Annotated in this window: 23 protein-coding genes; 8 read left to right on the top strand and 15 right to left on the bottom strand. The window is 56.8% G+C overall.

All coding sequences use genetic code 11. The annotated features are described in order from the left end of the window. Positions 1-105: 105 nt before the first annotated feature. The 5 genes from dapA (at position 106) to ACXAGA_RS06330 (ending at position 4,558) form a co-directional block, all read left to right on the top strand. On the top strand, positions 106-978 hold the full coding sequence (gene dapA, locus ACXAGA_RS06350) for a 4-hydroxy-tetrahydrodipicolinate synthase (RefSeq protein ID WP_475116654.1): 873 nt from the start codon (positions 106-108) through the stop codon (positions 976-978). Next, positions 975-1,871, top strand: a complete 897-nt coding sequence (locus tag ACXAGA_RS06345; protein ID WP_475116653.1) for a DMT family transporter — start codon at positions 975-977, stop codon at positions 1,869-1,871. The genes dapA and ACXAGA_RS06345 overlap by 4 nt, the downstream gene beginning before the upstream one ends. 45 nt (positions 1,872-1,916) lie before the next feature. Beyond that, on the top strand, positions 1,917-2,393 hold the full coding sequence (gene smpB / locus ACXAGA_RS06340; protein ID WP_475116652.1) for an SsrA-binding protein SmpB: 477 nt from the start codon (positions 1,917-1,919) through the stop codon (positions 2,391-2,393). A gap of 114 nt (positions 2,394-2,507) precedes the next feature. Then, positions 2,508-3,374 (top strand): 3-mercaptopyruvate sulfurtransferase, encoded by an 867-nt coding sequence (sseA, locus tag ACXAGA_RS06335; protein WP_475116651.1) that lies wholly within the window; start codon positions 2,508-2,510, stop codon positions 3,372-3,374. Continuing rightward, positions 3,374-4,558: an amino acid aminotransferase gene (locus ACXAGA_RS06330; RefSeq protein WP_475116823.1), complete on the top strand. Its 1,185-nt coding sequence runs from the start codon at positions 3,374-3,376 to the stop codon at positions 4,556-4,558. The genes sseA and ACXAGA_RS06330 overlap by 1 nt, the downstream gene beginning before the upstream one ends. 140 nt (positions 4,559-4,698) lie before the next feature. Here the strand turns inward: ACXAGA_RS06330 and ACXAGA_RS06325 are convergent, their stop codons facing one another. Both ACXAGA_RS06325 and ACXAGA_RS06320 read right to left on the bottom strand, forming a co-directional pair. Beyond that, on the bottom strand, positions 4,699-6,024 hold the full coding sequence (locus tag ACXAGA_RS06325) for an ammonium transporter (protein WP_475116650.1): 1,326 nt from the start codon (positions 6,022-6,024) through the stop codon (positions 4,699-4,701). A 21-nt stretch (positions 6,025-6,045) separates the two neighbouring features. Further along, positions 6,046-6,384, bottom strand: coding sequence for a P-II family nitrogen regulator (locus tag ACXAGA_RS06320; RefSeq protein WP_086450844.1), 339 nt, complete (start codon positions 6,382-6,384; stop codon positions 6,046-6,048). 259 nt (positions 6,385-6,643) lie between these two features. Here ACXAGA_RS06320 and ACXAGA_RS06315 point away from each other — a divergent pair, with 259 nt between their 5' ends. Beyond that, complete coding sequence (locus tag ACXAGA_RS06315; RefSeq protein ID WP_475116649.1) at positions 6,644-8,770, top strand: transglycosylase domain-containing protein; 2,127 nt, start codon at positions 6,644-6,646, stop codon at positions 8,768-8,770. Here the strand turns inward: ACXAGA_RS06315 and ACXAGA_RS06310 are convergent, their stop codons facing one another. The 5 genes from ACXAGA_RS06310 to ACXAGA_RS06290 all read right to left on the bottom strand — a co-directional run bounded on the left by ACXAGA_RS06310 (position 8,771) and on the right by ACXAGA_RS06290 (position 12,529). Continuing rightward, the gene (locus tag ACXAGA_RS06310; protein WP_475116648.1) at positions 8,771-9,094 is read right to left on the bottom strand and encodes a DUF3775 domain-containing protein; all 324 of its coding nucleotides are present in this window, start codon (positions 9,092-9,094) and stop codon (positions 8,771-8,773) included. It abuts the gene before it with no gap. A gap of 81 nt (positions 9,095-9,175) precedes the next feature. Continuing rightward, entirely contained in the window at positions 9,176-9,904 is a 729-nt protein-coding gene (locus ACXAGA_RS06305) for an SDR family NAD(P)-dependent oxidoreductase (protein ID WP_475116647.1), read from the bottom strand. Then, positions 9,871-10,467 (bottom strand): DUF3833 family protein, encoded by a 597-nt coding sequence (locus ACXAGA_RS06300; RefSeq protein ID WP_475116646.1) that lies wholly within the window; start codon positions 10,465-10,467, stop codon positions 9,871-9,873. Before ACXAGA_RS06300 ends, ACXAGA_RS06305 begins: the two co-directional genes overlap by 34 nt. Further along, positions 10,464-11,234 (bottom strand): DUF1365 domain-containing protein, encoded by a 771-nt coding sequence (locus tag ACXAGA_RS06295; protein ID WP_475116645.1) that lies wholly within the window; start codon positions 11,232-11,234, stop codon positions 10,464-10,466. The genes ACXAGA_RS06300 and ACXAGA_RS06295 overlap by 4 nt, the downstream gene beginning before the upstream one ends. Beyond that, positions 11,231-12,529 carry an NAD(P)/FAD-dependent oxidoreductase gene (locus ACXAGA_RS06290; protein ID WP_475116644.1) on the bottom strand — a complete coding sequence of 433 codons (1,299 nt, stop codon included), beginning with the start codon at positions 12,527-12,529 and terminating at the stop codon, positions 11,231-11,233. The genes ACXAGA_RS06295 and ACXAGA_RS06290 overlap by 4 nt, the downstream gene beginning before the upstream one ends. Positions 12,530-12,736: 207 nt before the next feature. Between ACXAGA_RS06290 and ACXAGA_RS06285 the strand changes: the two genes are divergently transcribed. Further along, complete coding sequence (locus ACXAGA_RS06285; protein ID WP_475116643.1) at positions 12,737-13,288, top strand: sigma-70 family RNA polymerase sigma factor; 552 nt, start codon at positions 12,737-12,739, stop codon at positions 13,286-13,288. A gap of 5 nt (positions 13,289-13,293) precedes the next feature. Then, a complete protein-coding gene (locus ACXAGA_RS06280; protein WP_475116642.1) occupies positions 13,294-13,938 on the top strand; it encodes a ChrR family anti-sigma-E factor in 645 nt (214 codons plus the stop codon). Here the strand turns inward: ACXAGA_RS06280 and ACXAGA_RS06275 are convergent. The 8 genes from ACXAGA_RS06275 to ACXAGA_RS06240 all read right to left on the bottom strand — a co-directional run bounded on the left by ACXAGA_RS06275 (position 13,928) and on the right by ACXAGA_RS06240 (position 24,059). After that, positions 13,928-15,070 carry a DNA recombination protein RmuC gene (locus ACXAGA_RS06275; protein ID WP_475116641.1) on the bottom strand — a complete coding sequence of 381 codons (1,143 nt, stop codon included), beginning with the start codon at positions 15,068-15,070 and terminating at the stop codon, positions 13,928-13,930. The genes ACXAGA_RS06280 and ACXAGA_RS06275 overlap by 11 nt on opposite strands. Further along, a complete protein-coding gene (gene mutL / locus ACXAGA_RS06270) occupies positions 15,070-16,920 on the bottom strand; it encodes a DNA mismatch repair endonuclease MutL (RefSeq protein WP_475116640.1) in 1,851 nt (616 codons plus the stop codon). Before mutL ends, ACXAGA_RS06275 begins: the two co-directional genes overlap by 1 nt. 54 nt (positions 16,921-16,974) lie before the next feature. Then, positions 16,975-18,285, bottom strand: a complete 1,311-nt coding sequence (locus tag ACXAGA_RS06265) for a M16 family metallopeptidase (protein WP_475116639.1) — start codon at positions 18,283-18,285, stop codon at positions 16,975-16,977. Further along, positions 18,282-19,610, bottom strand: coding sequence for a M16 family metallopeptidase (locus ACXAGA_RS06260; RefSeq protein WP_475116638.1), 1,329 nt, complete (start codon positions 19,608-19,610; stop codon positions 18,282-18,284). Before ACXAGA_RS06260 ends, ACXAGA_RS06265 begins: the two co-directional genes overlap by 4 nt. 77 nt (positions 19,611-19,687) lie before the next feature. After that, complete coding sequence (locus ACXAGA_RS06255) at positions 19,688-20,185, bottom strand: DUF3035 domain-containing protein (protein WP_475116637.1); 498 nt, start codon at positions 20,183-20,185, stop codon at positions 19,688-19,690. Positions 20,186-20,241: 56 nt separating this feature from the next. Next, on the bottom strand, positions 20,242-20,748 hold the full coding sequence (lspA, locus tag ACXAGA_RS06250) for a signal peptidase II (protein WP_475116636.1): 507 nt from the start codon (positions 20,746-20,748) through the stop codon (positions 20,242-20,244). Beyond that, positions 20,748-22,337 carry a bifunctional phosphoribosylaminoimidazolecarboxamide formyltransferase/IMP cyclohydrolase gene (gene purH / locus ACXAGA_RS06245; protein WP_475116635.1) on the bottom strand — a complete coding sequence of 530 codons (1,590 nt, stop codon included), beginning with the start codon at positions 22,335-22,337 and terminating at the stop codon, positions 20,748-20,750. Before purH ends, lspA begins: the two co-directional genes overlap by 1 nt. Before the next feature lie 21 nt (positions 22,338-22,358). Further along, on the bottom strand, positions 22,359-24,059 hold the full coding sequence (locus ACXAGA_RS06240) for a heparinase II/III family protein (RefSeq protein WP_475116634.1): 1,701 nt from the start codon (positions 24,057-24,059) through the stop codon (positions 22,359-22,361). Positions 24,060-24,153: the final 94 nt, after the last annotated feature.

Genomic DNA, 24,153 nt, shown 5'->3' with positions numbered 1-24,153 from the left:
GCACAAAGCACAACTCACAAACTTGGCAAGCGGCGGAAACCCGTCTAGGTTCCGCGCGTTTTACATCGGGCCGATTCATGGCCCTTAGCACAAGGAAAGCGTGTCATGCTCAAAGGATCGATGCCAGCATTGGTAACGCCGTTCAAAGACGGCCAAGTGGATCTGGACGCGCTGAAAAAGCTGGTCGAATGGCACATCGACCAAGGGTCGCACGGTCTGGTTCCTGTTGGCACCACAGGCGAAAGCCCGACGCTAAGCCACGAAGAACACGATCTGGTTGTTGAAACCGTGGTCAAACAGGTTGCAGGCCGCATCCCTGTTGTTGCGGGCGCTGGGTCGAACAACACCACCGAATCCGTCCGTCTGGTCGAAGCCGCGAAAAAAGCAGGCGCAGACGCAGCATTGGTCGTGACCCCGTACTACAACAAACCGACCCAAAAAGGTTTGATCGCCCATTTCGAAGCGACCGCAAAAATCGGTCTGCCGATTGTGATCTACAACATCCCTGGCCGTTCGGTCGTCGATATGACCCCCGCAACTATGGGTCATTTGGCGAAATTGCCGGAAATGATCGCAGTGAAAGACGCGACAGGTGATCTGTCCCGCGTTCCGAAATGCCGTATCACCTGTGGTCACGATTTCATCCAGTTGTCGGGCGAAGACGCAACCGCATTGGGTTTCAACGCGCATGGCGGTCTGGGCTGCATTTCGGTCACCGCGAACATCGCGCCGAAACTGTGTTCGGAATTCCAAGAGGCGACTCTGCGCGGCGATTACAAAACCGCATTGGAATATCAGGACCGCCTGATGCCCCTGCACGACGCCGTGTTCATCGAACCAGGCGTTGCAGGCGCGAAATACGGTATGTCGCTACTGGGTCTGTGTTCTGACGAAGTCCGTTCGCCTCTGACCCCGCTAGAAGACAGCACCAAAGACCGCATTCGCGCCGCGATGGTGCACGCTGGCCTACTGAATTGAGCCGCACCCCGGCGACCGGTCGGGACAACCTGATCGGGTCTTTGTTTATGATCCTTTCGATGGCGGGTTTCGCCATCGAAGATTCATTTATCAAATACGCCACCCTGACCGACGCCAACATTCCGCACGGGCAACTGATCGTCATGGTCGCTGCCAGCGGCATGGTGTTTTTCGGCGCGATGACCGCATTTCGCCGCCAGCCGTTATTCCCCGCTGAATTACTGTCGAAACCCCTGCTGCTACGTGGCGGGTTCGAAATCATGGGGCGGCTTAGCTATACTCTGGCGTTCATCCTTGCCCCGCTGATCACAGCGACTGCCATTTTGCAGGCGACCCCATTGGTCGTAGTCGCTGGCGCCGCCCTGTTTCTGGGCGAAAAGGTCGGCCCGCGCCAATGGGTGGCGGTCGTGCTGGGATTTTTTGGCGTAATGCTGATCTTGCAGCCATGGGACGCTCAGTTCGATTTTCTGACCTTTCTCGCGGTGCTGGGCATGATCGGTTTTGCGGGCCGCGATCTGGCCACCCGCGCATCCCCTGCCCGCCTGTCAAACTGGCAACTGGGGTTCATCGGCTACGCGATGTTCACCTTGGCGGGTTTGATCATCTGGGGCCTTCAGGGCGGATTCACACCGATTTCAGCCGCGGCGATGACCTATATCACCATCGCAGCCATGGGCGGGATCACAGGGTATTTCGCGCTGACCGTTGCCATGCGCACGGGCGACGTGGGCGCGGTCACGCCGTGGCGCTATACCCGCCTAATCATCGGCGCTGTGCTGGTTCTGATCATGTTTGGCGAACCCATCGATCTGCCCACCATCATCGGCAGCGTGATTGTCGTGGGCAGCGGTATTTTCACCATGATCCGCAAACGGCAGCGGCAACAGACCTAACCGCCCCTTGCCCCCACTGCGGCAAAGCCCTATCTGGGTTGAACTATGGCCAAGAAAAAAGAAAACACCAATTACAAGGTCATCGCAGAAAACCGCCGCGCGCGGTTTGATTATGCGATCGAATCCGACCTAGAGGTCGGCATCGTCCTCATGGGGTCCGAAGTGAAATCGCTGCGCAACGGGCAGTCGAACATCGCCGAAAGCTATGCCTCGGTCGATGATGGTGAACTGTGGCTGACGAACGCCTATATCGCGCCCTACGCCCAAGCCAAAACCTGGGGCCACGAAGAACGCCGCAAACGCAAACTGCTGTGTTCCAAACGCGAATTGGCCCGCCTGTGGAACGCCACCAAACGCGAAGGCATGACCATCGTACCGTTGGTGATGTATTTCAACGACCGCGGTTTGATTAAGCTAAAGATCGGCGTCGCCAAAGGTAAAAAGAACCACGACAAACGGGCCGACAGCGCGAAACGCGATTGGAACCGCCAAAAACAGCGTCTGCTGCGCGATCGCGGATAAATTCCGACCGTTTCCTGCTGGTTTTTAGTGCAAAGGCGGCTGTGCCTCTTGCCTCATATTATTACCCGCGCTAGTGGGGTTCGGATTGCTACTATCATCCGAAAGGGCACGCGAATGACCCAGACCACTCAGGATGATCCGCGCACCTTGGTTTCGACCGAATGGCTGGCGGCCCATCTAAAAGATGCTGACCTGCGCATTCTGGATGCCAGCTGGTTCCTGCCGACCGAAAACCGCGATCCACGCGCGGATTTCGACGCAAACCACATCCCTGGCGCTCGTTTTTTTGACATCGACGAAATCGCTGATCTGCGGTCGGACCTGCCGCATATGTTGCCCCCCGTTGAAAAATTCCTGTCGCGCGTGCGGGCATTGGGTGTTGGCGATGGCCACCAGATCGTTGTCTACGATTCCAAAGGCCTGTTTTCCGCCGCCCGCGTTTGGTGGATGTTCAAAGTCTTTGGCCACGACCAGATCGCCGTTCTGGATGGCGGATTGCCGAAATGGACCGCCGAAGGCCGCCCGACGAATGACGCAGACCCCGTGATCCGCGACCGCCACATGCTGGTCGACCTGCGCCACCACATGGTCAAAGACGTGACCGAGGTCGCCCGCGCATCCAAATTGCGCGACTATGACATCATTGACGCCCGCGCCGCCGAACGGTTCCGGGGCGATGCGCCCGAACCCCGCGAAGGCCTACGCGCGGGCCATATTCCGGGCGCGAAAAACGTACCTTTTTCCACTGTTCTGAATGCCGACGGCACGATGAAATCCGCAGGCGACCTGCGCGGCGTTTTCACCGCTGCCGGCGTCGATCTGTCGAAACCCGTTATCACAACCTGCGGATCTGGCGTGACCGCAGCGGTTTTGTGCCTTGCTCTTGAACGCATGGGGAAAACCGATCACGCGCTATACGATGGCTCATGGTCCGAATGGGGCATGTACGCCGACCTTCCTATCGCAACCGGAGATGAATGATGCTCGAGCATCTTACCGAACAACCCGCCGATAAAATCCTTGCCCTGATGCAGGCCTACCGCGAAGACCCACGCGACAACAAAGTCGACTTGGGCGTTGGTGTTTACAAAAATGCCGAAGGCGTCACTCCGGTGATGAAGGCGGTCAAAGCTGCCGAACAAAAGATCTGGGAAGCACAAACCTCCAAGGCGTACACATCGCTGGCTGGCGAACCCCAGTACATCGAAGGCATGATCGATCTGGTGCTAAACGGCGCTGTTGATCGCGCACGCATCGGCGCTGTGACGACTCCGGGCGGCACGGGCGCGATCCGTCAAGCGATGGAACTGATCAACAAAACCACGCCGAACGCGACCGTTTGGGTATCGAACCCCACTTGGCCAAACCACGTGTCGATCCTGAACTATCTGGGCATGACCCACAAAGCATACAGCTATTTCGACACCGCAACCCGCGACGTTGATTTCGCTGGCATGATGGCTGATCTGGCAAACGTTGCTGCAGGCGACGTTGTTCTGCTGCACGGCTGCTGCCACAACCCAACGGGCGCAAACCTGACACTAGACCAGTGGAAAGACGTCGTTGCTCTGATCAACGACAAAGGCGCGATCCCACTGATCGACATCGCCTACCAAGGTTTCGGTGACGGTCTGGACGCAGACGCCGCAGCAACCCGTCTGGTCGCGGGTTCTGTCGGTGAATGCCTGATCGCAGCGTCCTGTTCGAAAAACTTTGGCATCTACCGCGAACGTACCGGCATCCTGATGGCCATCGCAGCGGACGAAAAAACTGCGAAACTGTCTCAGGGCATGCTGCAGTTCCTGAACCGCCAGAACTATTCGTTCCCGCCAGATCACGGCGCGCGTATCGTTGCGACCATCCTGAACGACGCCGACCTGCGTAAAATGTGGGAAGAAGAGCTGGAAGAAACCCGCCTGTCGATGCTGAACCTGCGTCAGCAACTGGCAGACGAACTGAAACGCCTGACCAATTCGGACCGTTTCAATTTCCTAGCCGAACACCGCGGCATGTTCAGCCAAATCGGCACCACCGCCGATAAGGTCGAAAAAATGCGCGCAGACAGCGCCATCTACATGGTCAGCGACAGCCGCCTGAACATTGCAGGTCTGAACGACAAAACCGTTCCTCTGCTGGCCAAAGCGATCGTCGACGCTGGCGTGTAATTGACGCGCCCGCGGGCCACGCCCGCGCGAAACAAAAACAACAAACGCCCGCAGCATTTGCTGCGGGCGTTTTCATTTTAACAGCAGACATAAAAAAACCCGGGCGCGAACGCCCGGGTCTAATTTCCGATGAAAGGATATTAGCCTTTCGAGAATTCTGGGTAAGCTTCCATACCCAGCTCTGCTTTATCCAGACCGTTGATTTCGTCTTCTTCGGATACGCGGATGCCAACCAGAGCTTTCAGGATGAACCATACGACCAGCGACACAACGAAGGTGAAGATGCCGACGACGACGATGGAGTACAGCTGAGTGCCCAGCGATGCGTCACCGTTGGTGAAGACAACTGCGATGGTGCCCCAGATGCCGCAGACCAGGTGAACTGGGATAGCGCCAACAACGTCGTCCAGTTTCAGTTTGTCCAGCAGAGGAACAGTGATCACAACCAGGATACCGCCGATAGCGCCGATGATGGTTGCTGCACCCAGAGTTGGGGTCAGAGGCTCTGCAGTGATCGAAACCAGACCAGCCAGTGCGCCGTTCAGTACCATGGTCAGGTCGACCTTTTTGTACAGAAGTTGGGTCATGATCATTGCTGCCAGTGCGCCACCTGCTGCTGCAGTGTTGGTGTTCGCAAAGATACGCGATACGTCAGCTACGTCACCTACGGTGCCCATTGCCAGCTGCGATGCGCCGTTGAAGCCGAACCAACCCAGCCACAGGATGAATGTACCCAAGGTTGCCAGAGTCAGGTTCGAACCTGGGATTGGGTTTACACGGCCGTCTTTGTATTTACCGATACGTGGACCCAGTACCAGCAGACCAGCCAAAGCAGCCCAGCCACCTACCGAGTGTACAACGGTCGAACCAGCGAAGTCCAAGAAACCAGCTGCGTCCAAGAAACCGCCGCCCCATTTCCACGAAGCTTGCAGAGGGTAGATAACAGCAGTCAGAACAACGGTGAACGCCAGGAACGGCCACAGTTTGATACGCTCAGCCAGAGTACCCGAAACGATCGATGCAGTGGTGGCACAGAACATCAGCTGGAAGAAGAAGTCGGATGCAGTTGCTGCATAACCGTAGTCATCAGCGCCATCACGAGCAACGCCAACAGCTTCCAGAACGCCTACGCCCCAAACGCCGGACAGAACGCCGTCAACCGACCATGTGCCCAGTGGGTACATCAGGTTGTAACCGATCAGGTAGTAGAAAATCGCTGCCAGCGAAAACAGAGCAACGTTTTTGGTCAGCTGCATCGCAACGTTTTTGGTGCGAACCAGGCCAGCTTCTAGCATCGCAAAACCAGCTGCCATCCAGAATACCAGGAAGCCGCCGATTAGGAACAATAGCGAGTTAAAAATGAAAATGGTGTCTGAAGCCGCATCAACGCCAGCTTCTTGGGCAAAGCCCATAGCCGGAAGCGCAGTCAGCGCCGCAGCAGCAGGGAGGAGTTTAGTAAGTTTCATGGAAATTCCCCTGTCGTCGCCTTATAGGGCGTCGTCGTTAGTTTCGCCGGTGCGCACGCGAACGGCGCCCTCAACGTCGAGAACAAAGATTTTACCGTCGCCGATTTTTTCGGTTTTGGCGGTAGCTGCGATGGTCGAAACGATCTGGTCGGCCATGTTGTCAGGCACGACGATCTCTAGTTTGACCTTTGGAACAAAGTTCACAGCGTATTCAGCACCACGGTAGATTTCGGTGTGACCGGACTGAGAGCCAAAGCCCTTGATTTCGGTCACCATCATGCCGCGAACGCCAGCGGCGGTTACGGCTTCGCGTACCTCCTCCAGCTTGAACGGCTTGATAGTAGCAATGATCAGTTTCACGTTCTTCCCCTTGCGATATTAATCGACTGACCCCATCTGGGATCTCGCCCCGCTACTGAGCGTGTTAGGTGCCCATTCCTCAAGCAAATGGCGGATTTTCGCCGGTTAGGGTCGGATGTTTTGCCTAAAAATTATACATTTTAATCGTTTCGATCATTTTTTAAGCATATAAAAAACTTAACAAAGGGTTTCTAGCGGCTCAACATTTCAACCGCACGGGGATAGAATCCCGCAAAACGCATATAAGAAAGAGCAGATAATGAGCGGTAAGGGACAAAAACGCCCCACTTTGGTGGCCGAGAATCGCTATGCGACGCGGCAGAACGCGAAACCGACGCCAAAACCCGCCCCTAAGCGGCGCAAGACTGCGACACCAAAACCAAAACGGCGCGGACCGCTGGGGTGGGTTTGGGCCGTTATCTGGTTCTTTATCAGCCTTATTTTGAAAATCGGCATTGCTGGCGGCGTTATTGTCAGCCTGATTATTGCGGGCGCTGTCCTTTACAAATCATCGTCTTTGCCCCCTGCATCCGACCTGATCGACGGTCGGGCCCGTGGATCGGTCACCATGCTGGACGTTAATGGCGAACAGTTTGCGTGGCGCGGCGACCAATTTGCGGGGATGATCACGGCCTCTTCGGTATCCGAACATTTGAAAAACGCTGTCGTGGCGACCGAAGACAAACGGTTCTATCGTCACTTTGGTATTTCCCCGCGCGGCATTGCGGGCGCTGTCCGCAACAATCTGGCTGCTGGCAACGGCGCGCTATCTGGCGCGGGTGGATCAACCATCACCCAACAGACGGCAAAACTGTTGTGTCAGGGCCAACCTTTTGACCCCGACATTTGGGACAACGAAACCGCATACGAAGCAGACTGCCGCCAAACCACCGTCTGGCGCAAAGTGACCGAAGCCATCTACGCCATGGCGATGGAAGTGCGTTACACCAAAGATGAAATCCTGACGATTTACCTGAACCGCGCCTATCTGGGCGCAGGCACCCGCGGGTTCGAAGCCGCCGCACAGCGATATTTCGGCGTCTCTGCCGCAGGTGTGACCCCTGCTCAGGCCGCTCTATTGGCCGGATTGCTAAAAGCCCCGTCATCCTATGCACCGACCAGCAACCTGCAACGCAGCTGGGATCGCGCCAGCGTCGTCGTCGGATTGATGGAAGACCAAGGATACATAACAGCCGCACAAGCCCAAGACGCGCTAACCAACCCAGCACAACTGTCCGAAGCCGCCCAGACGCGCGCAGGCGGATATTTCGCGGATTGGGTCATGGACACCGGTCCGTCCTATTTCACCGAAGACACGACCGAAGACGTCATCATCCGCACCACATTTGATCCGCGCATCCAAACAGCCGCAGAAGACGCGATAGACTGGGTATTCGAAAACAAGGTCCGCGAAGGGTCCGAAGCACAAGCCGCGATTGTCGTCATGTCCGCGGATGGCGCAGTGCGCGCGATGGTCGGAGGGCGCCAAACCTCTGTTGGCGGGCAATTCAACCGCGCAACCCAAGCGCTGCGCCAGACAGGTTCGCTGTTCAAACCGTTCATTTTTTCGGCTGCACTGGAAATGGGACATAGCCCGTTGGACATCATCAATGATGATCCGCTATGCCTGAACGTCCCGGGGTCCGGTGAATGGTGCCCGCGCAACTATGACCGCGAATTCAAAGGTCCGATCACCCTCACCCAAGCTTTGCAAGAAAGCCGCAATATTCCCGCAATCATGCTGTCGGAAAGCGTCGGCCGCGACGCCGTACAAACCGTTGCGCGCGGATTTGGATTTTCGAACGATTTGGCTGACGGCCCCGCTCTGGCGCTGGGGGTTTCCGAATCCACACTGATCGAAATGACGGGCGCCTTTGCGGGCATTTTGAATGGTGGGTCATCTGTGACCCCATATGGCATGGAACAACTGAGCCTTCGTCGGAATGCCGCTGTGCCGCTGATGGGGTCGGGCGGCGGGATCGGCGAACGTGTCATACGCGAAGAAAACGCTCGGCTGCTGACTTGGATGATGCATCAAGTGATCGAAGTCGGCACAGGTCAGCGGGCCAAAATCGACGGTTGGCAAATCGCAGGTAAATCCGGCACCACCCAAAGCGCCCGTGACGCATGGTTCATCGCCTTTACGGGGGATTACGTGACAGGCATTTGGATGGGGTATGACAATAACACGCCGCTGACAGGCGTCACAGGCGGCGGTCTGCCTGCCGAAATCTGGCACGAAGTGATGACCCGTGTTCTGGACGGCATGGTGCCTAGCCCGCTGCCCATGGACGTGCCCCAAGGTCAGGCAGCCACCCCCGTCATGACAGACGATCAGGCACAGGGTTTGATTGAATTAATCTTGCGAGAGTTGCAGAACCAATAATCAAACAGGCGGCAACAGGTCGTCTTCGGCCTCTGTCGCGCTGATGCCCATGGCCTCTAGCCCGCTTTCTAAATGATCGGCCAAATGCGGCGATCCTTTTAGATAGCTTTCGGTGGGGGCTGTCGCTTCGGCCTGCGCGGTTGCATAGGCTTCGTCATAGTCGGTCGCGTCAAAACTGCCGCGCCCGATCCAGAACAGCGCGACCAGCGCGGCCTGTTCTTCGATATTCAACCGCCTGATGAAACCGTCGAATTCGGCTTCGGCGCGGTCCAATTCGCGGGCCAGAATGATTATTTCGGCCACTTTGTCGGATGTGATGTGCATTGGTTCGTTTCCCCCAGTTCGCATAACAGGATGGAAACAGATTGAACGGGGCATCCCTGCCCCGCCTTGATCCAACGCAAATCAGAATAATCTGTAGTACAGCCAATCCGGCAAAAACTGTGACAATCGGAACATCGCCCCAAAGCCACGTGGGAAATTATGGGCAAAGCCGTCCGAATTCATGTGTTCGAAATAATCCTGCGCCGCGTCTTTGGGGTCTTTGATAAACGGCATCTTGAAATCGTTTTTGTCGGTCAGACGCGTTTTGATGAACCCTGGATTGACCAATTGCACATCAACGCCTGATCCGCGCAGGTCTGCGTACATGCTTTCGGCCAGATACATCACGCCAGCCTTTGACGCGCCATACCCGATTGCCCCCGGCAGACCGCGAAACCCCGACAACGATCCGGTCAATACGATATGCCCGGCCCCTTTGGCGACCATATCGGGCACGACAGCGCCGACAGCGCGCATTGCGCCCGTGAAATTGATATCTGCCATGGCGGTTGCCTTATCGGCATCCCATTCTTTGGCGGACATGGGCCAATATACGCCCGCCAGAAACACCATACCGTCAATCGGACCGATATCTTTCGCTGCCTGTTTGACAGCATCGGCGTCCGTCACATCCAACGGCATAATGCTGCTTTTGCCGACCAATTCATTTGATAGGTCGGTCAGGCGATCTGCATCACGTGCAGACAATATCACCTCGACCCCAGCCGAGCTCATGACTTGCGACAGAGCCCGCCCCAATCCTTCGCTTGCGCCGATCAACCAGTAGCGCTTGCCTTTCCAATCTCGCATTCTTTCACCTCTGCCGGTCGCATCGTCGCAACCAGTTCGGCGACTTTGATGCCGAATTTGCGGAACTGCGACCGGTTTACCAATACTCCGTTCGGGGCCGCATACATCCAATCCGTCACGGATAAGACATGCCCCCCGGCGTCTTCTGTTAATTTAAGGTTGTAGTTCAAAACCACAGCCGATCCAGATTGCTGGCCGTGTCCAGACCCCACCAAATCCGGTGCGTCGGCTGTAATCCGCCCGTTGTCATCAACGGTGAATGTCCATTCACGCGCCTGATTTTCACCACTGGCGTAGGTAAAATATTCCTTCATCACGCCGCGGTTTCCATCCCATTCGGCATGCATATCTGCAACAAATCGCGAACTCACACGGCCCAACGGCCCGTAAATCACACCTTCGCACACCAAATGCCCGTCAAAGTCTTTGCGGATATCAACTGGCCTGTCGGTGCTTTGGTAGTCACTGATTTTCTGTGACTGAAACCCAGCCAAGCGTGAAAATACCAACAGCGCAGCAACCACAATCAGGATGCCGCATAAAATTCCATACAAAAAGGTCATCTTGTTGCCTCTTGTGCGCTGACTTGTTGTTGAGGAGGTTCAGGCCGCGTGCGATAGGGCGCCCCTTTGCGCCACAGCCTGAACGCCTGCCAATGGATCAGACCCATGACCCGCAACGACGCAAAAGGACGCCGTAGCGAAGCCATGATCATCGCAGATGTTTTCAACGGTTTTCGTTCGCCGCGCAGCGTCGCAACCACACCGCCGCCATTGCGCATAAAATCGATCACAATCTCGATCTTGTTGTACCCGATATCGAACCGAAATTTGTATTCGCCCTCTAGCGGCTGAAACGGCGATACATGCATCACCTTTTGCGCAGTGATCCAACGGTCACGGGAAATCGGTTCCATGTCGGGGTTATGACAAATATAGCAGTGGCGGTCGCCAAAGGTATTGGTGACTTCGGCGATAACAACGCGCAGCTGGCCTGACACATCGTGGCACAGCCAAAAACTGACCGGATTGAACACATAGCCCGCGACCCGAGGCTGAGTGAGGAAAATAATCTTTCCATCGCAGCCCAGCTGATACCGGTTTAAAACCTCGCGCGCCCATGCGGCACCGCGGCCTTCACCTGGCGGGCCGCCGCAATCGCGGTCGCGCACAGACCACAGGCCAAATCGGTTTTTACCAAAACCAATCGGCCCACTGTCATCGGATTCCAGATCCAGCATCACATAGTCGACAGAGTATCGAAACGCGTTACGGATTGCGCCCCGCCTGCCATGAAATGTTTCGCCTGATATGTGCTCTACTGGTGTCATTGGGCTGCAATGTTCATTTTTTCGGCCAGCAGCCCATTCACGACATCCAAGGCGCTGGATAGGCCGTCTTCGTGGAAACCATTTTTCATCCAAGCGCCGCAGAACCACGTGTTTTTGCGTCCGTTGAACATGGCGACCTCTTTTTGCGCCTCTAGCGCGGCAAGATCATACACAGGGTGGCGCAATGTGACCTCGTCCCAAATCAATTCGGGTCGAATAGTGCGATTGGTATTCAGCGTGACAAAGAAATTGTCGCGGGTCAGCCACGGCTGCAACGAATTCATCCAATACGTGAGGTCGATCGGACCATCCAAGCGCCCGTTCGTTTCGGTGTAGTTCCACGAGCTCCAAACCGCGCGGCGTTTCGGCATGATTGATTCATCAGAATGCAGGACGATTTTATTGGGCTGATAAGCGACTTTGGACAATGCGCTGCGTTCATACGGTTCGGCATCATCAATCATGCGCAGCGTGTCATCCGAATGCGTCGCAAAGATCACTTCGTCGAATTGTTCCCACTCTGCCCCCGCTGTTTTGACCATAGCGCCCGCACTATTGCGGCGCACTGCATCAATCGGGCTGGACAGCCGAAGGGTCACATCAGCCTGTTCCAGCGCTGCCTGCAAACGTGACACATAGGAAATGGACCCGCCATCGACGGTGTACCACTGATGCTGCCCTTTATGGCTAAGCAGCGCGTGGTTTTCGAAAAACTGCATCATGGCATAGGCAGGAAAGTCCATGATCTTTTCCAAAGGCGTAGACCAAATCGCGCCCGACAACGGCAATAGATACCGTTCACGGAACCAATCCGATGTCCCCAACGCCGCCAGCAGTTCACCAATTGTCATGTGTGGGTTGCGGCGCGACAATTCCAACGCGTCAGAATTGAATTTGAAAATATCACGCACCATCCGCAGAAACTTTGGACTGATCGCGTGTTTCGGCTGGGCAAACAGGGCCGATAAAGTCCGCAGGCCATATTCAAATGCACCGCCGTTTATTGACGCGGCAAAGCTCATGTCGGATTTGACCACAGGCACATTCAGTTCATCAAACAATGCTGTCAGATGCGGGTAGTTCGCGTAATTGAACACGATAAAACCCGTATCCACAGACTGGTCACCATTTGGTCCAGCCATACGGGTGCGGGCATGTCCGCCGATCCTTGGCTCTGCCTCGAACAATGTGACGTGGTCTGTGGCGCTTAGTTTGTACGCCGCACCCATGCCGGTGATACCACCGCCAATGACAGCGATTTTACGCGGGTTAGCAAAACGGGGTTCGAACGGCATACAGTTTCTCCAATATATCGAACTGGTTACGCATGAACCCGCCCTCTGGATTAAATATTACTTATTTTTAATCCGATTTGGATAGTGCCCCGTATATTCCGTATGTTTGTGCAGTCAGAAACCCAAATTCAGGATGGACCCGTCCCCGCTGATCATTATGGTCAGGGGCAGACCTATAACGTACGAACCAAAAGAAAGCCGTCGCGCGTGCCACAGACAGACACACCGCAGCGCATTGCATGGATCGAAGAAATCTTTGCGATCCGTGACAATAAAGATCAGGCCGCGTTCGCACGCCTGTTTGCGCATTTCGCGCCACGGATCAAAGGGTTTCTAATCCGCAGTGGTGCCGCAGACGACATGGCCGAAGAATGCGCCCAAGAGGTGATGGCCACCGTCTGGCGCAAAGCGGCGCTATTCGACCCGTCGCGTGCCAGCGCAGCGACGTGGATATTTACAATTGCGCGGAACCGGCAGATCGACATGATCCGCCGCGCCCGACGCCCCGAACCCGAAGATTTGCCTTGGGGCCCCGATGCCGAACCCGACCAAGAGGACGTCATCGCCCTAAGCCAAGAAACCGAAAAACTGGGACAGGCCATCGCGGCTTTGCCCGAAAAACAAAGAGTACTGATCGAACGTGCCTATTTTGGCGACCTGAGCCATTCAGAAATCGCTGAACAAACTGGCCTCCCGCTGGGCACTATTAAATCTCGTATCCGATTGGCGCTGGATCGCTTGCGTCATTCGATGGGGTGAAGAACATGACGACCATTAAACACCACCTGACCGACCAATTGCTGATGGGCTATGCTGCAGGCACCCTGCCCGAAGCGTTCAGCCTTGTTGTCGCGACCCATGTATCGCTATGCAATGAATGCCGTGCCCGTTTGGCCGAATTCGAGGCCGTGGGCGGCGAAATCATGATGGACGCGGGAAGCGCAGCGATGTCCGACGATGCGCTGGCGTCGACGATGGCCCTGATCGCGAATTCCAATCCCGAACCGAAACCGACCGCACGCACCACCGGCATTTTCCCGACCCCACTGCGCGACTATGTCGGCGGAGATAAAGAATCCGTGCGCTGGCGTCCTGTCGGCGGCGGCGTCAAACAGATGATCCTATCGACCCAAGGTCAGGAAACCGTGCGCCTGCTGCGCATCCCCGCAGGAGCCGCCGTGCCGGATCATGGGCACAACGGGACCGAACTGACGCTGGTCTTGCAGGGCGCATTTGCCGATCACACCGACCATTTCGGCGTAGGCGATGTCGAGGTTGCGAACGAAGATCTGGATCACACGCCCATTGCCGCCGAAGGCGAAGATTGCATTTGTTTGGCCGCCACCGATGCGCCGTTGAAATTCAATTCATTCCTGCCGCGCATCGCGCAGAAATTCGTCAGGATTTAATCGGCAGGGGCGGCTCTGTTTCGGGGGCCAATTCTTCGAAATCGAAATTATCCAGACGGCGGGCCCTGCGGCCCGCTTTGTCTGCGCTGATTTTAATTTCCGACAGGTCTTTGGCAGCCTGATTGAAATGCCGATCCAGATTTTCGACCCGCGTGCCCAAACGGTCCACGTCTGAATATAGCAGCGACAATTCTTTGCGGATGGCCCCCGCCTGTTCGCGCATACGGGCGTCTTTCAGGATCGCGCGCATCGTGTTCAGCGTCGCCATGCAGGTCGTTGGTGAAACGATCCAGACGCGAGCATTGAACCCTTCGCGGACCAGTTCACCAAAATTGGCGTGCAGTTCGGCATAGACTGCTTCGGAAGGCAGGAACATCAACGCGCCGTCTGCGGTTTCGCCTTCGATGATGTATTTTTCGGCAATGGCGCGGATGTGCGTCCGCACGGCGACACGCATCATGCGGGCGGCATCGTTAACTTCGGCATCTGTCGTGGCGCGGCGCAGCGCCTCATAGGCCTCTAGCGGGAATTTACTGTCGATGACGATTGGCCCGGGCGGATTGGGCAGGTGGATCAGACAATCGGCCCTTTTCCCGTTACTTAGAGTCTGTTGCAGCGTGTAACTGTCCGACGGCAGCGCCTTGCTGACGATGTCGTGCAGCTGGATTTCCCCGAACGCGCCGCGGGTCTGTTTGTTCGACAAAATGTCCTGAAGGCTCAGCACATCGCCCGACAGTTTGGTGATGTTATCCTGCGCCTTGTCGATGGTTTTCAGGCGTTGCTGCAATTCACCCAATGACGCGGCGGTGACCTTTGCACTTTGCGTTAGGTTGCGGTTGGTCATCTCGGTGACCTGTTGCAGGCGGGCCTCCATCAGTTTCAGCAGATGCGCCTGCGATTGGGCCTGCGCTTCGGATACCGATGTCAGGCCGCCATATAGCTGTTGCTGGCCATCCGACAACATCTGTACGCGCTGCGTCACCCCGCCCAACTGCGACGCCACGATCTGCGCCATGTGGGCCGATTGCCCCGCGCGGCGCACGACCATCACCAGCAGGATCAACACCAACGCGCCCAAGGCCAACCCGACCAAAGCCAGCAACGTCACAGGATCAGACAAGTCCAGCGTCATCAGCTGCGCCCGAACAAACGTTCGATGTCCTGCAACCGCAGTTCAACATAGGTCGGGCGACCGTGGTTGCATTGGCCGGAATGGGGCGTTGCCTCCATTTCGCGCAGCAAGGCGTTCATTTCTTCGGCGCGCATACGGCGGCCCGTGCGGATCGATCCGTGACAGGCAACGCGGGACAGAATCGCCTCGATCCGTGATTTGACGGTGTGGCTGTCACCCAGATCGGCCAGTTCGTCCAAAATATCCATCATCATATCTTTGGCGTTCACCTCGCCCAGAATGGCAGGGGTTTCGCGCACGCAGATTGCGCCGCCGCCAAAGGGTTCGATGGTCAGACCCAGCTGCGACAGATCATCGGCGATTTCCATCAGGCGGGCCGCATCACCGGGCGACATTTCGATTATTTCAGGGATCAGCAACGCCTGCGCCGCGACCCCGTTTTCCGCCATCTGTTTTTTCAGCTTTTCATAGACCAGCCGTTCGTGCGCGGCGTGACCATCCACAATGACCAAACCCGTTTCGGTTTGGGCGATGATATAGTTTTCATGCACCTGCGCCCGCGCCGCCCCCAAAGGCAGCGATTCCGCTGGTTTAGACTCTGTTTCTGTCACCTCTTCGAACCGCGCCGAGGGCGCAGACATTTCGGCAAATCCCATCGATGGCTGCGGCGTGGGGGCCTGCATCTGATAGGTCATGGATTTCGCACCCATCGACGGGCGGTCCATCTGATAGATCGGCGCGGCTGGGCGTTGTTCAGGGCGGAACGCGCCCAAGGTATCTGACGCCACGGTCGTCGATGCACGGTGCCCCGCATTCGCCAACGCATGACGTAGGCCCGATACGATCAGACCGCGCACAATGCCCGGTTCGCGGAAACGGACCTCGGATTTGGCGGGGTGCACGTTGACGTCAACTAGGTTCGGATCACAGTCGATGAACAGCGCCGCGGCAGGGTGACGGTCGCGCGATAGGAAATCCATATAGGCCCCGCGCAGCGCGCCGATCAGCAGTTTGTCCCGCACAGGGCGGCCATTTACGAACAGAAACTGCGCAACAGCCGACCCGCGCGAATAGGTCGGCAGCGCGGCATAGCCCGTCAGGTGAAACCCATCGCGTTCGGCATCAATCGGCAGCGCGTTATCGGCAAATTCACGGCCCAGAATGGTCGCCAAACGTCCGTTCAACGCATCAAACATTTCGCCCTGTTCGGCGTTGGCGCTGAATATTTCACGGCGGTTGCCATTGGACGCATCGAACAGCGCAAAGCTGACATAGGGTTCGGCCATCGCCAGACGTTTGATCACATCGGTGATCGCCTGCATTTCGGCACGGTCGGTCCGTAGGAATTTCAAACGCGCGGGTGTCGCGAAAAACAGATCGCGCAGTTCCACGACCGTCCCCGCAGACAGGGCCGCAGGTTTCACCGGTTCGATTTTACCGCCTGACACGCGGATTTCTGCGGCATCATAGCCCGCACGGCGCGACGTGATCGTCAGACGCCCCACAGCGCCCAGTGACGGCAATGCTTCGCCACGAAACCCGAACGAATGGATATCCAGCAGGTCCGACCCGTCAATTTTCGACGTGGCGTGGCGCGACAACGCCAGCGGCAATTCATCGGCCGCAATGCCCCAACCGTCGTCGGTGACGCGGATCATCGTCTTGCCACCATCAGCCACGACGATTTCGATACGGGTCGCGCCGGCGTCGATAGAATTTTCAACCAGCTCTTTCACGGCAGAGGCAGGACGTTCAACAACCTCGCCCGCTGCGATGCGGTTAATCGCGGCTTCGTCCAATTGGCGAATTACGGGGCGATTTTCGGGTATGTTGGGGGTCGTCAGGGCCATGCCACAAGGGATAGCACGACCCCACACGATTCTAACAGGGGAATTTCGTGAACATTATTCCGAAGTTTCCAGCCCCTCGGGCTGACCAACCACCACGAAATGCAGCGCGTCTGGGTCCAAAATTTCGCCTGCGACGCGGTTCACATCCTCTAGCGTGACCGAATTGATATAATCGTTTCGGTTCAAGATATAGTCGACGGGCAGGCCTTCGACTTGCATCCCGACCATGATGTCTGCGATCGCCTGATTGCTGTCGAACCGCAGCGGATATTCACCCGTCAGATAGGTTTTCGCGGCGTCCAGTTCCTCTTGGCTGACGCCCACGGTTGCGACGCGGGCCCATTGATTTGTGACGACATCAATGGTTTCGGCCATCACTTCGTTCGCAGACGCAACCGACCCTAACCACATTTCGGCGTGATCTTTGGGCACCAGATAGCTGCCGATGCCATAGGTAAGGCCACGTTTTTCGCGGACTTCTTCCATCAGGATAGACTGTGGGCCGTTGCCGCCCAAAATGGTATTCAGGATGTAGGCCGCAAAGAAATCTTCGTCGTCGCGTTTGATCCCCGCCTGACCGAACAGCGCAACGGATTGAGGCGTGTCGTAATCGATCACAGTAACGCCCCCCGTCAGCCCGAATTCAACGCGTTTTGGCAATGCAGGGCCGTCTGCCGGCAGACCTGCAACCAGACTGTCGATCATCGGGCCAACCTCGTCTGGGGTGATGTCGCCGACAACAGATACCGACAAACGCGACAGGGCGAATGCGTTTTGGTGCGCTTCGAACAGATCCTGTTGGGTGAGGGCATTAACGGTTTCGACCGTGCCATCGCTGTTCGATCCATAGGGGTGATCGCCAAAGGCAGCGGCGTAAAACGCATTTCCTGCGATGCGGTTCGGATTCTTTTCATCGGACGCGATATTGGTCAGAACCTGCGCGCGGACGCGGTCGATTGCGTCCTGATCAAAACGGGGGGCGTTCAGGGCCTGCGCCAGTAACGCGACCGCCTGATCACGATTTTCGGTCAGGAATTTCGCGGACACCGACACGCTGTCGTCATAGGCGCTGAACCCGAATGATGCGGCCAGCGCTTCGCGTTCGCGTTGGAACGTGCGGGCGTCCATGTCGCCTGATCCTTCTTCGATCAGGGCCATCATCAGGTTCGTCGCCCCGCGTTTACCGTCCACATCTAACGAAGTGCCGCCTTCGAACAGCATTTCGACAGCAATGAATGGGATCGAATGTTCCTCGACCAGCCAAACGTCGATACCTGCGTCAGTGGTCAATTCCTGAATCTGAACCTCGGCCTGCGCGGTTGCGCCTGATAGGATGAATGCGATTGCGGTCAGAATGCGTTTCATTGTGCAGCCTCCTGCGATGCGGCGACCCACATGGTGACGGATTTACGATCATCCAGAACCAGTTCGGCGGCAGCTTTGATATCTTCGGCGGTGACGTTTTCCAAAATGGTCGGCCAATCCTGCACGTCCTGCACAGTCAACCCTTGGGACAGGGCCGCGCCATAGCGATTTGCCAAACCGTCCACGTTGTCACGCGCATAGATTTCGGATGCACGCAGCTGAGTGCGGATCGCGTTGATCCGTTCGGGATCAATATCACTGGCCATAAAATCGGTCAGAACCTGATCCATTGCGGCCTCGGCTTCGGATAGCGAAACATCTGCGGCAGGAGCAATACTGATGCTGAACGTGGTGTCATCCAGCGACATGCCCGAATATCCCGCGCCCGTGTAAACCGCCGTATTAGAGTCGAATTGCAGCGCGATGCCCAGATCGGACGAAAACGGCGATCCGCCCAATAGTTCGGCCAGATACACCAGCGCCGCAGCGGTTTCCTGTGCGCCGCTGTCACGTTCGGGCGCCAGATAGCTGCGCACCAAATATGGCTGCGACACGCGTTCATCGATATAGGTCAGACGACGCGCGGCGGTTTGGGGCGGTTCTTGCGAACGGATGCGGTCTGGCAAGTTTTCTTCGGCGGGGATGACACCGTAATATTCATCAGCTAGGGCACGGACTTGGGCAGGGTCCACATCGCCCGCGACGACCAGAATGGCGTTATTCGGGCTGTAATACAGATCATAGAACGACAGTGCGTCATCCATATCCAGCGTTTCCATTTCGTGACGCCAGCCAATGATCGGCACGCCGTAGCGGTGGTTCATATATTGAACCGCCCGCAGCTGTTCACGCGCCAGCGCGGATGGGGAATTGTCGGTGCGCATATTGCGCTCTTCCAAAATCACCTGACGTTCGGTTTCGATATCACCAGGGGTCAGGATCAGATTGTTCATCCGGTCTGCCTCCATCTGCATCATTAGGGGCAGACGGTCGGCGGCGACGCGTTGGAAATAGGCGGTGTAATCGTAACTGGTGAATGCGTTGTCGGACCCGCCGTTGGCCGCCACGGTGTCAGACAATTCGCCCGATTCCATGTTTTCGGTCGCTTTGAACAGCAGATGTTCCAAAAAATGCGCAACGCCCGATTGGCCGACGGGTTCATCGGCAGAACCGCTGCGATACCAGACCATATGGGTGACAACGGGGGCGCGGTGATCTTCGATCACGACGACATCCATGCCGTTGTCCAATGTGTATGTCGTAACATCCTGAGCCAGCGCGGGCGCGGCGAACAGGGACAAAGCAATCGCAATTTTGCGGAACATTCGGTCCTCCGGTTAACTGGTCGTAACTGTACCCCAAGTCACAGCCACGACAACCGTAGGAAACGCAGATGTTACCGTTAGTTAGCAGGCGGTGCCGATGGAACGTCGACGCCAGCGGCGCGGAACCGTTCCAATTCGGCATATGCATCCAATGCCTGACCGCGATAGGCCGCGAAATAGCGGTCATTGCGGAAAATGCGGAACCACGACAGGCCCGTTTTGCGTCGGCGGAAATCCGCGTCTGTTGCGGCTAAATCGGCCCGCACTTCGGGGTCATAGCCATAACGCGATACTTCGGCCATCAGGGCAGCATCACCAGCCACGCCCGCGCCATAGGTTCCACCCAGCGCCGCAATCGCATCCACCAATGGCGTCGCATCGGCACGGTTCACGCCGCCCGGTGTCGGCGCTGGCAGAAACGCCATAGCGTCCGGTATTTCCAACATTTTCGAAGGGCTGACCCGAAATTCGTCAGGAGAATCCCCCAACGCGCGCGAATTGTGCAGTGTCCGCTCACCACCCGAGCAAGCCACCAAAGCCAACACAGCAGGCAGAGCAATGAAAAATCCGCGCATGGATATCCTCCGTTCAAGTGCCTTGGGTTTTAACGCAGCTTTAACGGCTCGTCACGTCACTTGTTTTTGTGGGCTTTTTTCTTTTTGTCTTCGGTAAAGAAAACCAACCCCAAAGCGCCGACAAAAATCGCGACATCGGCCACGTTAAACGCATAGGGGTTTTCGAACCCACAACATGACATATTCAGGAAATCGGCCACTGCACCGTACAAAATACGGTCGACAATATTTCCCAACGCGCCGCCAATCAGGATGCCCGCAGAAATATAAACGATCTTGCTGCCACCTTCGCGGCGCAGCCACCATAGAACAAAACCGCAGATGCCAAAGGCCACTGCAATCAGAAGCCAGCGCATGTCCAAACCCGAAAACAGGCCGAAATTGACGCCTTCGTTCCATGCCATACGGAATTCAAGGAACGGAGGCAGGACCTCGATCCGTTGAACATGACGTAGGCCCAGCATCTGGACGACCACGAATTTCGTGGCCTGATCCAGAAGAAAGATCCAGAACCCCGCCCAAAACAGGGTTCTGAAACCAATATTTTTAGAAATATACGCCATTAGTGACGGAAGTGGCGCATGCCGGTGAACACCATGGCCAGTCCGTTTTCGTTAGCTGCGTCGATGACCTCTTGGTCGCGCATCGAACCACCTGGCTGAATCACACAGGTCGCGCCAGCCGCTGCTGCCTCTAGCAGGCCGTCAGCAAATGGGAAAAACGCGTCCGAAGCCACAGCCGATCCTTTGGCAAGGCTGTCTGGCAGACCCAGTTCTTTGGCCATGCGTTCCGCTTTGGATGCGGCGACGTTTGCGCTGTCCAGACGGGACATCTGACCTGCGCCAACACCAACGGTTGCGCTGTCTTTGACGTAGACGATCGCGTTGGATTTGACGTGCTTGGCCACTTTCCATGCGAACAGCAGGTCGCGCATCTGGTCTTCGGTCGGGGCTTTTTCAGTGACGACTTTCAGATCGTCCAGACCGACGTAGCCGACGTCTTTGTCCTGAACCAGCATGCCGCCCGACACCTGTTTGAACGCGGTCAGCGCAGCGCGGGACGCTGGCAGGCCGTCGGTCAGCAACAGACGCAGGTTTTTCTTGGCTGCAAAGATTTCTTTTGCTTCATCGGACGCACCAGGTGCGATCACGACTTCGGTAAAGATTTCGACGATTTTGGTCGCGGTTGCAGCGTCCAGCGGTTGGTTCAGAGCAACGATACCACCAAAGGCCGATGTGCGGTCGCAATCGAATGCTTGCTGGTATGCCTCAACCAAGGTCGCGCCGGTTGCGACGCCGCATGGGTTTGCGTGCTTGATGATTGCAACGGCTGGGCTATCGGCTGGGTCGAATTCTGCAACCAGTTCGAACGCCGCATCGGTGTCGTTGATGTTGTTGTAGGACAGTTCTTTGCCCTGCAGCTGAACCGCAGTCGCAACGCCCGGACGTGCGGAACCATCGGTGTAAAACGCCGCCTGCTGGTGGCTGTTTTCGCCGTAACGCAGGGTCTGTTTGATCTCACCTGCGAATACGCGGCGGCGCGGTGCGGTTTCGCCAATCGCATCGGCCATCCAAGTGGATACAGCCGCGTCATAAGCACCGGTGCGCGCATATGCGATCTGCGCCATTTTCTGACGGAACGCGTAAGTGGTCTGACCGTCGTTCGCCGACAGTTCAGCCAGCAGCGCGTCGTAATCTTCGACGTCAACGATGGTGGTGGTGAAACCGTGGTTTTTCGCCGACGCACGGATCATTGCAGGGCCGCCGATGTCGATGTTTTCGATCATTTCGGCGTAATCCGCACCGCGAGCCAGTGCGGCTTCGAACGGGTACAGGTTTACGACCAGCAGGTCGATGGCGCCGATGCCGTGTTCGTCCATGGCTGCAACGTGATCGTCATTGTCGCGCAGCGCCAACAGACCGCCGTGCACTTTGGGGTGCAATGTTTTCACACGGCCGTCCATCATTTCTGGGAAACCGGTGACTTCGGACACGTCTTTGACGTCCAGACCCGCATCGCGCAGCGTTTTGGCGGAACCGCCGGTGGACAGCAGTTCAACACCGCGTGCGGCCAAAGCCTGCCCCAGTTCAATCAATCCGGTCTTATCGGATACAGACAAAAGCGCGCGGCGCAGCGGGTACAGGTCGGTCATCGGGGCCTCTTGGGTTTGATATCAATCCGTGATCGTTGGGTCGTCTGTACCGAAATCACGCACGGCATTGGGTGTTTCGTGCGCCTTGGCCAGAGTCCAACGGACGCGCGTCGCATAGGACATTGCGCGGGAGGATAAAACCACTTGTTGCGTAGAACGGGGTTTTAACCGACCTTTTTCTAGGTAAACGGACGTTTCCAGCCGCATTTCGGCGCTTCCATCGTGCCGCATGACCCAGATCTCTCCGCTTTTGAGTGTAAGTGACACCGCTGTTCCACCCAGATCCAGCGATGCAACGACATCAGGATGCAGGTGGAACCGCACGGAATAGGGAATCCCTTCTGGTTCGCGCTGGCGGGCCTGATCAAACCGTTTTTCATCGCCGCTGCTCAGGGTCGTCAGCACGTCTTCGCCGCTAATGGTACGGCCATCCAGCGATAGGTCCAGCGTCCGCGCATGGGTCAACCCGTGGGTCGACAAATACCCGTTGTGCGCCATTTCCAAACGGGTCGCGTTGTTCACCGTGCTTTGCTGCGCCAGAACGTAATCGGGCACGTCCAGCAACAATTCATCGTCGCCTTGATGACGGTTGGATGATCCGAATCGGGATGATGAATACCCTTCGATCGATAATGTCGAATGGCTGGCTGTTGCGCGGCCATAACTTTTCCATTCAGGCCCGAAATCGCCGCCCGCGCCCGCACTGACGATCATTGGGCGGCGCCCCGATGTCACCTCGATCGCGCAGGTGGATGCGTGCGCCTCGTAACTGGCTTTGCCGCTGGGCGGGGCAGCCGCATCGGCAATCAACGTCGTTCTGCCCGCGGCCAAACGGGCGTACCCCATGTGCCGCAGGTTATTGGGTTGTTCTTTGTTGCCCGATTCCACCAACGCATAATCCAGACGCCCATCGATGCCGCGTCCACCACCATGAAAACGGGCAAGCCCCCCATCCGCGTGGCGCAAGGCCCGCAAGGTTGGTGCGATACGGTCAATCGCTGCTCGGATCGGCACAGGCACATCGCGGCCCGCTTCGGCCAAAGCTTTGGCGACCCACGATAAAAGAGTCAGAACTTCCAATAGCTCTTCGGGATTGCGGGTCGGAACCCCGCCTTCGGCGTTGATCTGGGTTTGGCAGTCTTTTGTCAGGGCCGATAGCGCTGCATCGACGTGTTGCTGCATGCCTTCTAGCGACAAACCAGCATAGACCATGCCCGACAACGCCTCGAACCGCGCAAGCCCGGGGCGGGCTGATTTCCAACGGCGTGACAAAAACACGGACTGACGCGCCAGTGAAATCAAAAACCGTTCCGTATCGGCCCGTTCGCGCCCCCGCATCAGGAAAAATGCGTGGTTGATCCAACGGATCAAACGGCGGCCCGTTAAATCAGGCGTCCAACCTGGCCCTTTGCCGCCGCCATAACGGTCGATCCAGCCATAGACCCAGTCTTGGGCTTTGGTGCGGGCCTTGTGATCGCCGACAGCCGCCAAATCATCCAGCCAAGCGCAGCCCTGAATATGACGCGCTGTTTCCGATTGATCGGGCGCGATGTCCCAAATAGAGGCGTCGGGGGCTTCGACCAATTGACCCGCGAATAGGAAATTCCCCGCCGATAGCTGCCGCCCACGGGCGAACAAACCAATCGATCGCGGCTCTGGCTGAGACACGAGCCCTTTGGGCGGTCGCGCGCGCGCCGCCAATCGCGCATTCACGCGATTCATGATTCGGGTGCCTTTTCCACGCCACATCATGGTGGGAAACCTTGCTATTTCTGCCTCGGGGTCTGCGGTGTCCGCATTGTTGTTGGCGGGATGT

Source organism: Marivivens sp. ABH4_498 (assembly GCF_056160585.1).
This window is presented reverse-complemented; position numbering and strand designations above follow the sequence as displayed.

Coding starts and splice junctions, on each gene's coding strand:
- ACXAGA_RS06275 (WP_475116641.1), bottom strand. CDS start 15,070: ATGACGCTGGACTTGTCTGATCCTGTGACGTTGCTGGCTTTGGTCGGG.
- ACXAGA_RS06290 (WP_475116644.1), bottom strand. CDS start 12,529: ATGCCGTTCGAACCCCGTTTTGCTAACCCGCGTAAAATCGCTGTCATT.
- ACXAGA_RS06280 (WP_475116642.1), top strand. CDS start 13,294: ATGACGACCATTAAACACCACCTGACCGACCAATTGCTGATGGGCTAT.
- ACXAGA_RS06315 (WP_475116649.1), top strand. CDS start 6,644: ATGAGCGGTAAGGGACAAAAACGCCCCACTTTGGTGGCCGAGAATCGC.
- ACXAGA_RS06240 (WP_475116634.1), bottom strand. CDS start 24,059: ATGAATCGCGTGAATGCGCGATTGGCGGCGCGCGCGCGACCGCCCAAA.
- ACXAGA_RS06255 (WP_475116637.1), bottom strand. CDS start 20,185: ATGCGCGGATTTTTCATTGCTCTGCCTGCTGTGTTGGCTTTGGTGGCT.
- ACXAGA_RS06305 (WP_475116647.1), bottom strand. CDS start 9,904: ATGCGAGATTGGAAAGGCAAGCGCTACTGGTTGATCGGCGCAAGCGAA.
- ACXAGA_RS06295 (WP_475116645.1), bottom strand. CDS start 11,234: ATGACACCAGTAGAGCACATATCAGGCGAAACATTTCATGGCAGGCGG.
- ACXAGA_RS06325 (WP_475116650.1), bottom strand. CDS start 6,024: ATGAAACTTACTAAACTCCTCCCTGCTGCTGCGGCGCTGACTGCGCTT.
- sseA (WP_475116651.1), top strand. CDS start 2,508: ATGACCCAGACCACTCAGGATGATCCGCGCACCTTGGTTTCGACCGAA.
- ACXAGA_RS06330 (WP_475116823.1), top strand. CDS start 3,374: ATGCTCGAGCATCTTACCGAACAACCCGCCGATAAAATCCTTGCCCTG.
- ACXAGA_RS06260 (WP_475116638.1), bottom strand. CDS start 19,610: ATGTTCCGCAAAATTGCGATTGCTTTGTCCCTGTTCGCCGCGCCCGCG.
- ACXAGA_RS06265 (WP_475116639.1), bottom strand. CDS start 18,285: ATGAAACGCATTCTGACCGCAATCGCATTCATCCTATCAGGCGCAACC.
- ACXAGA_RS06310 (WP_475116648.1), bottom strand. CDS start 9,094: ATGCACATCACATCCGACAAAGTGGCCGAAATAATCATTCTGGCCCGC.
- purH (WP_475116635.1), bottom strand. CDS start 22,337: ATGACCGACCTGTACCCGCTGCGCCGCGCGCTTTTGTCTGTATCCGAT.
- dapA (WP_475116654.1), top strand. CDS start 106: ATGCTCAAAGGATCGATGCCAGCATTGGTAACGCCGTTCAAAGACGGC.
- smpB (WP_475116652.1), top strand. CDS start 1,917: ATGGCCAAGAAAAAAGAAAACACCAATTACAAGGTCATCGCAGAAAAC.
- lspA (WP_475116636.1), bottom strand. CDS start 20,748: ATGGCGTATATTTCTAAAAATATTGGTTTCAGAACCCTGTTTTGGGCG.
- mutL (WP_475116640.1), bottom strand. CDS start 16,920: ATGGCCCTGACGACCCCCAACATACCCGAAAATCGCCCCGTAATTCGC.
- ACXAGA_RS06300 (WP_475116646.1), bottom strand. CDS start 10,467: ATGACCTTTTTGTATGGAATTTTATGCGGCATCCTGATTGTGGTTGCT.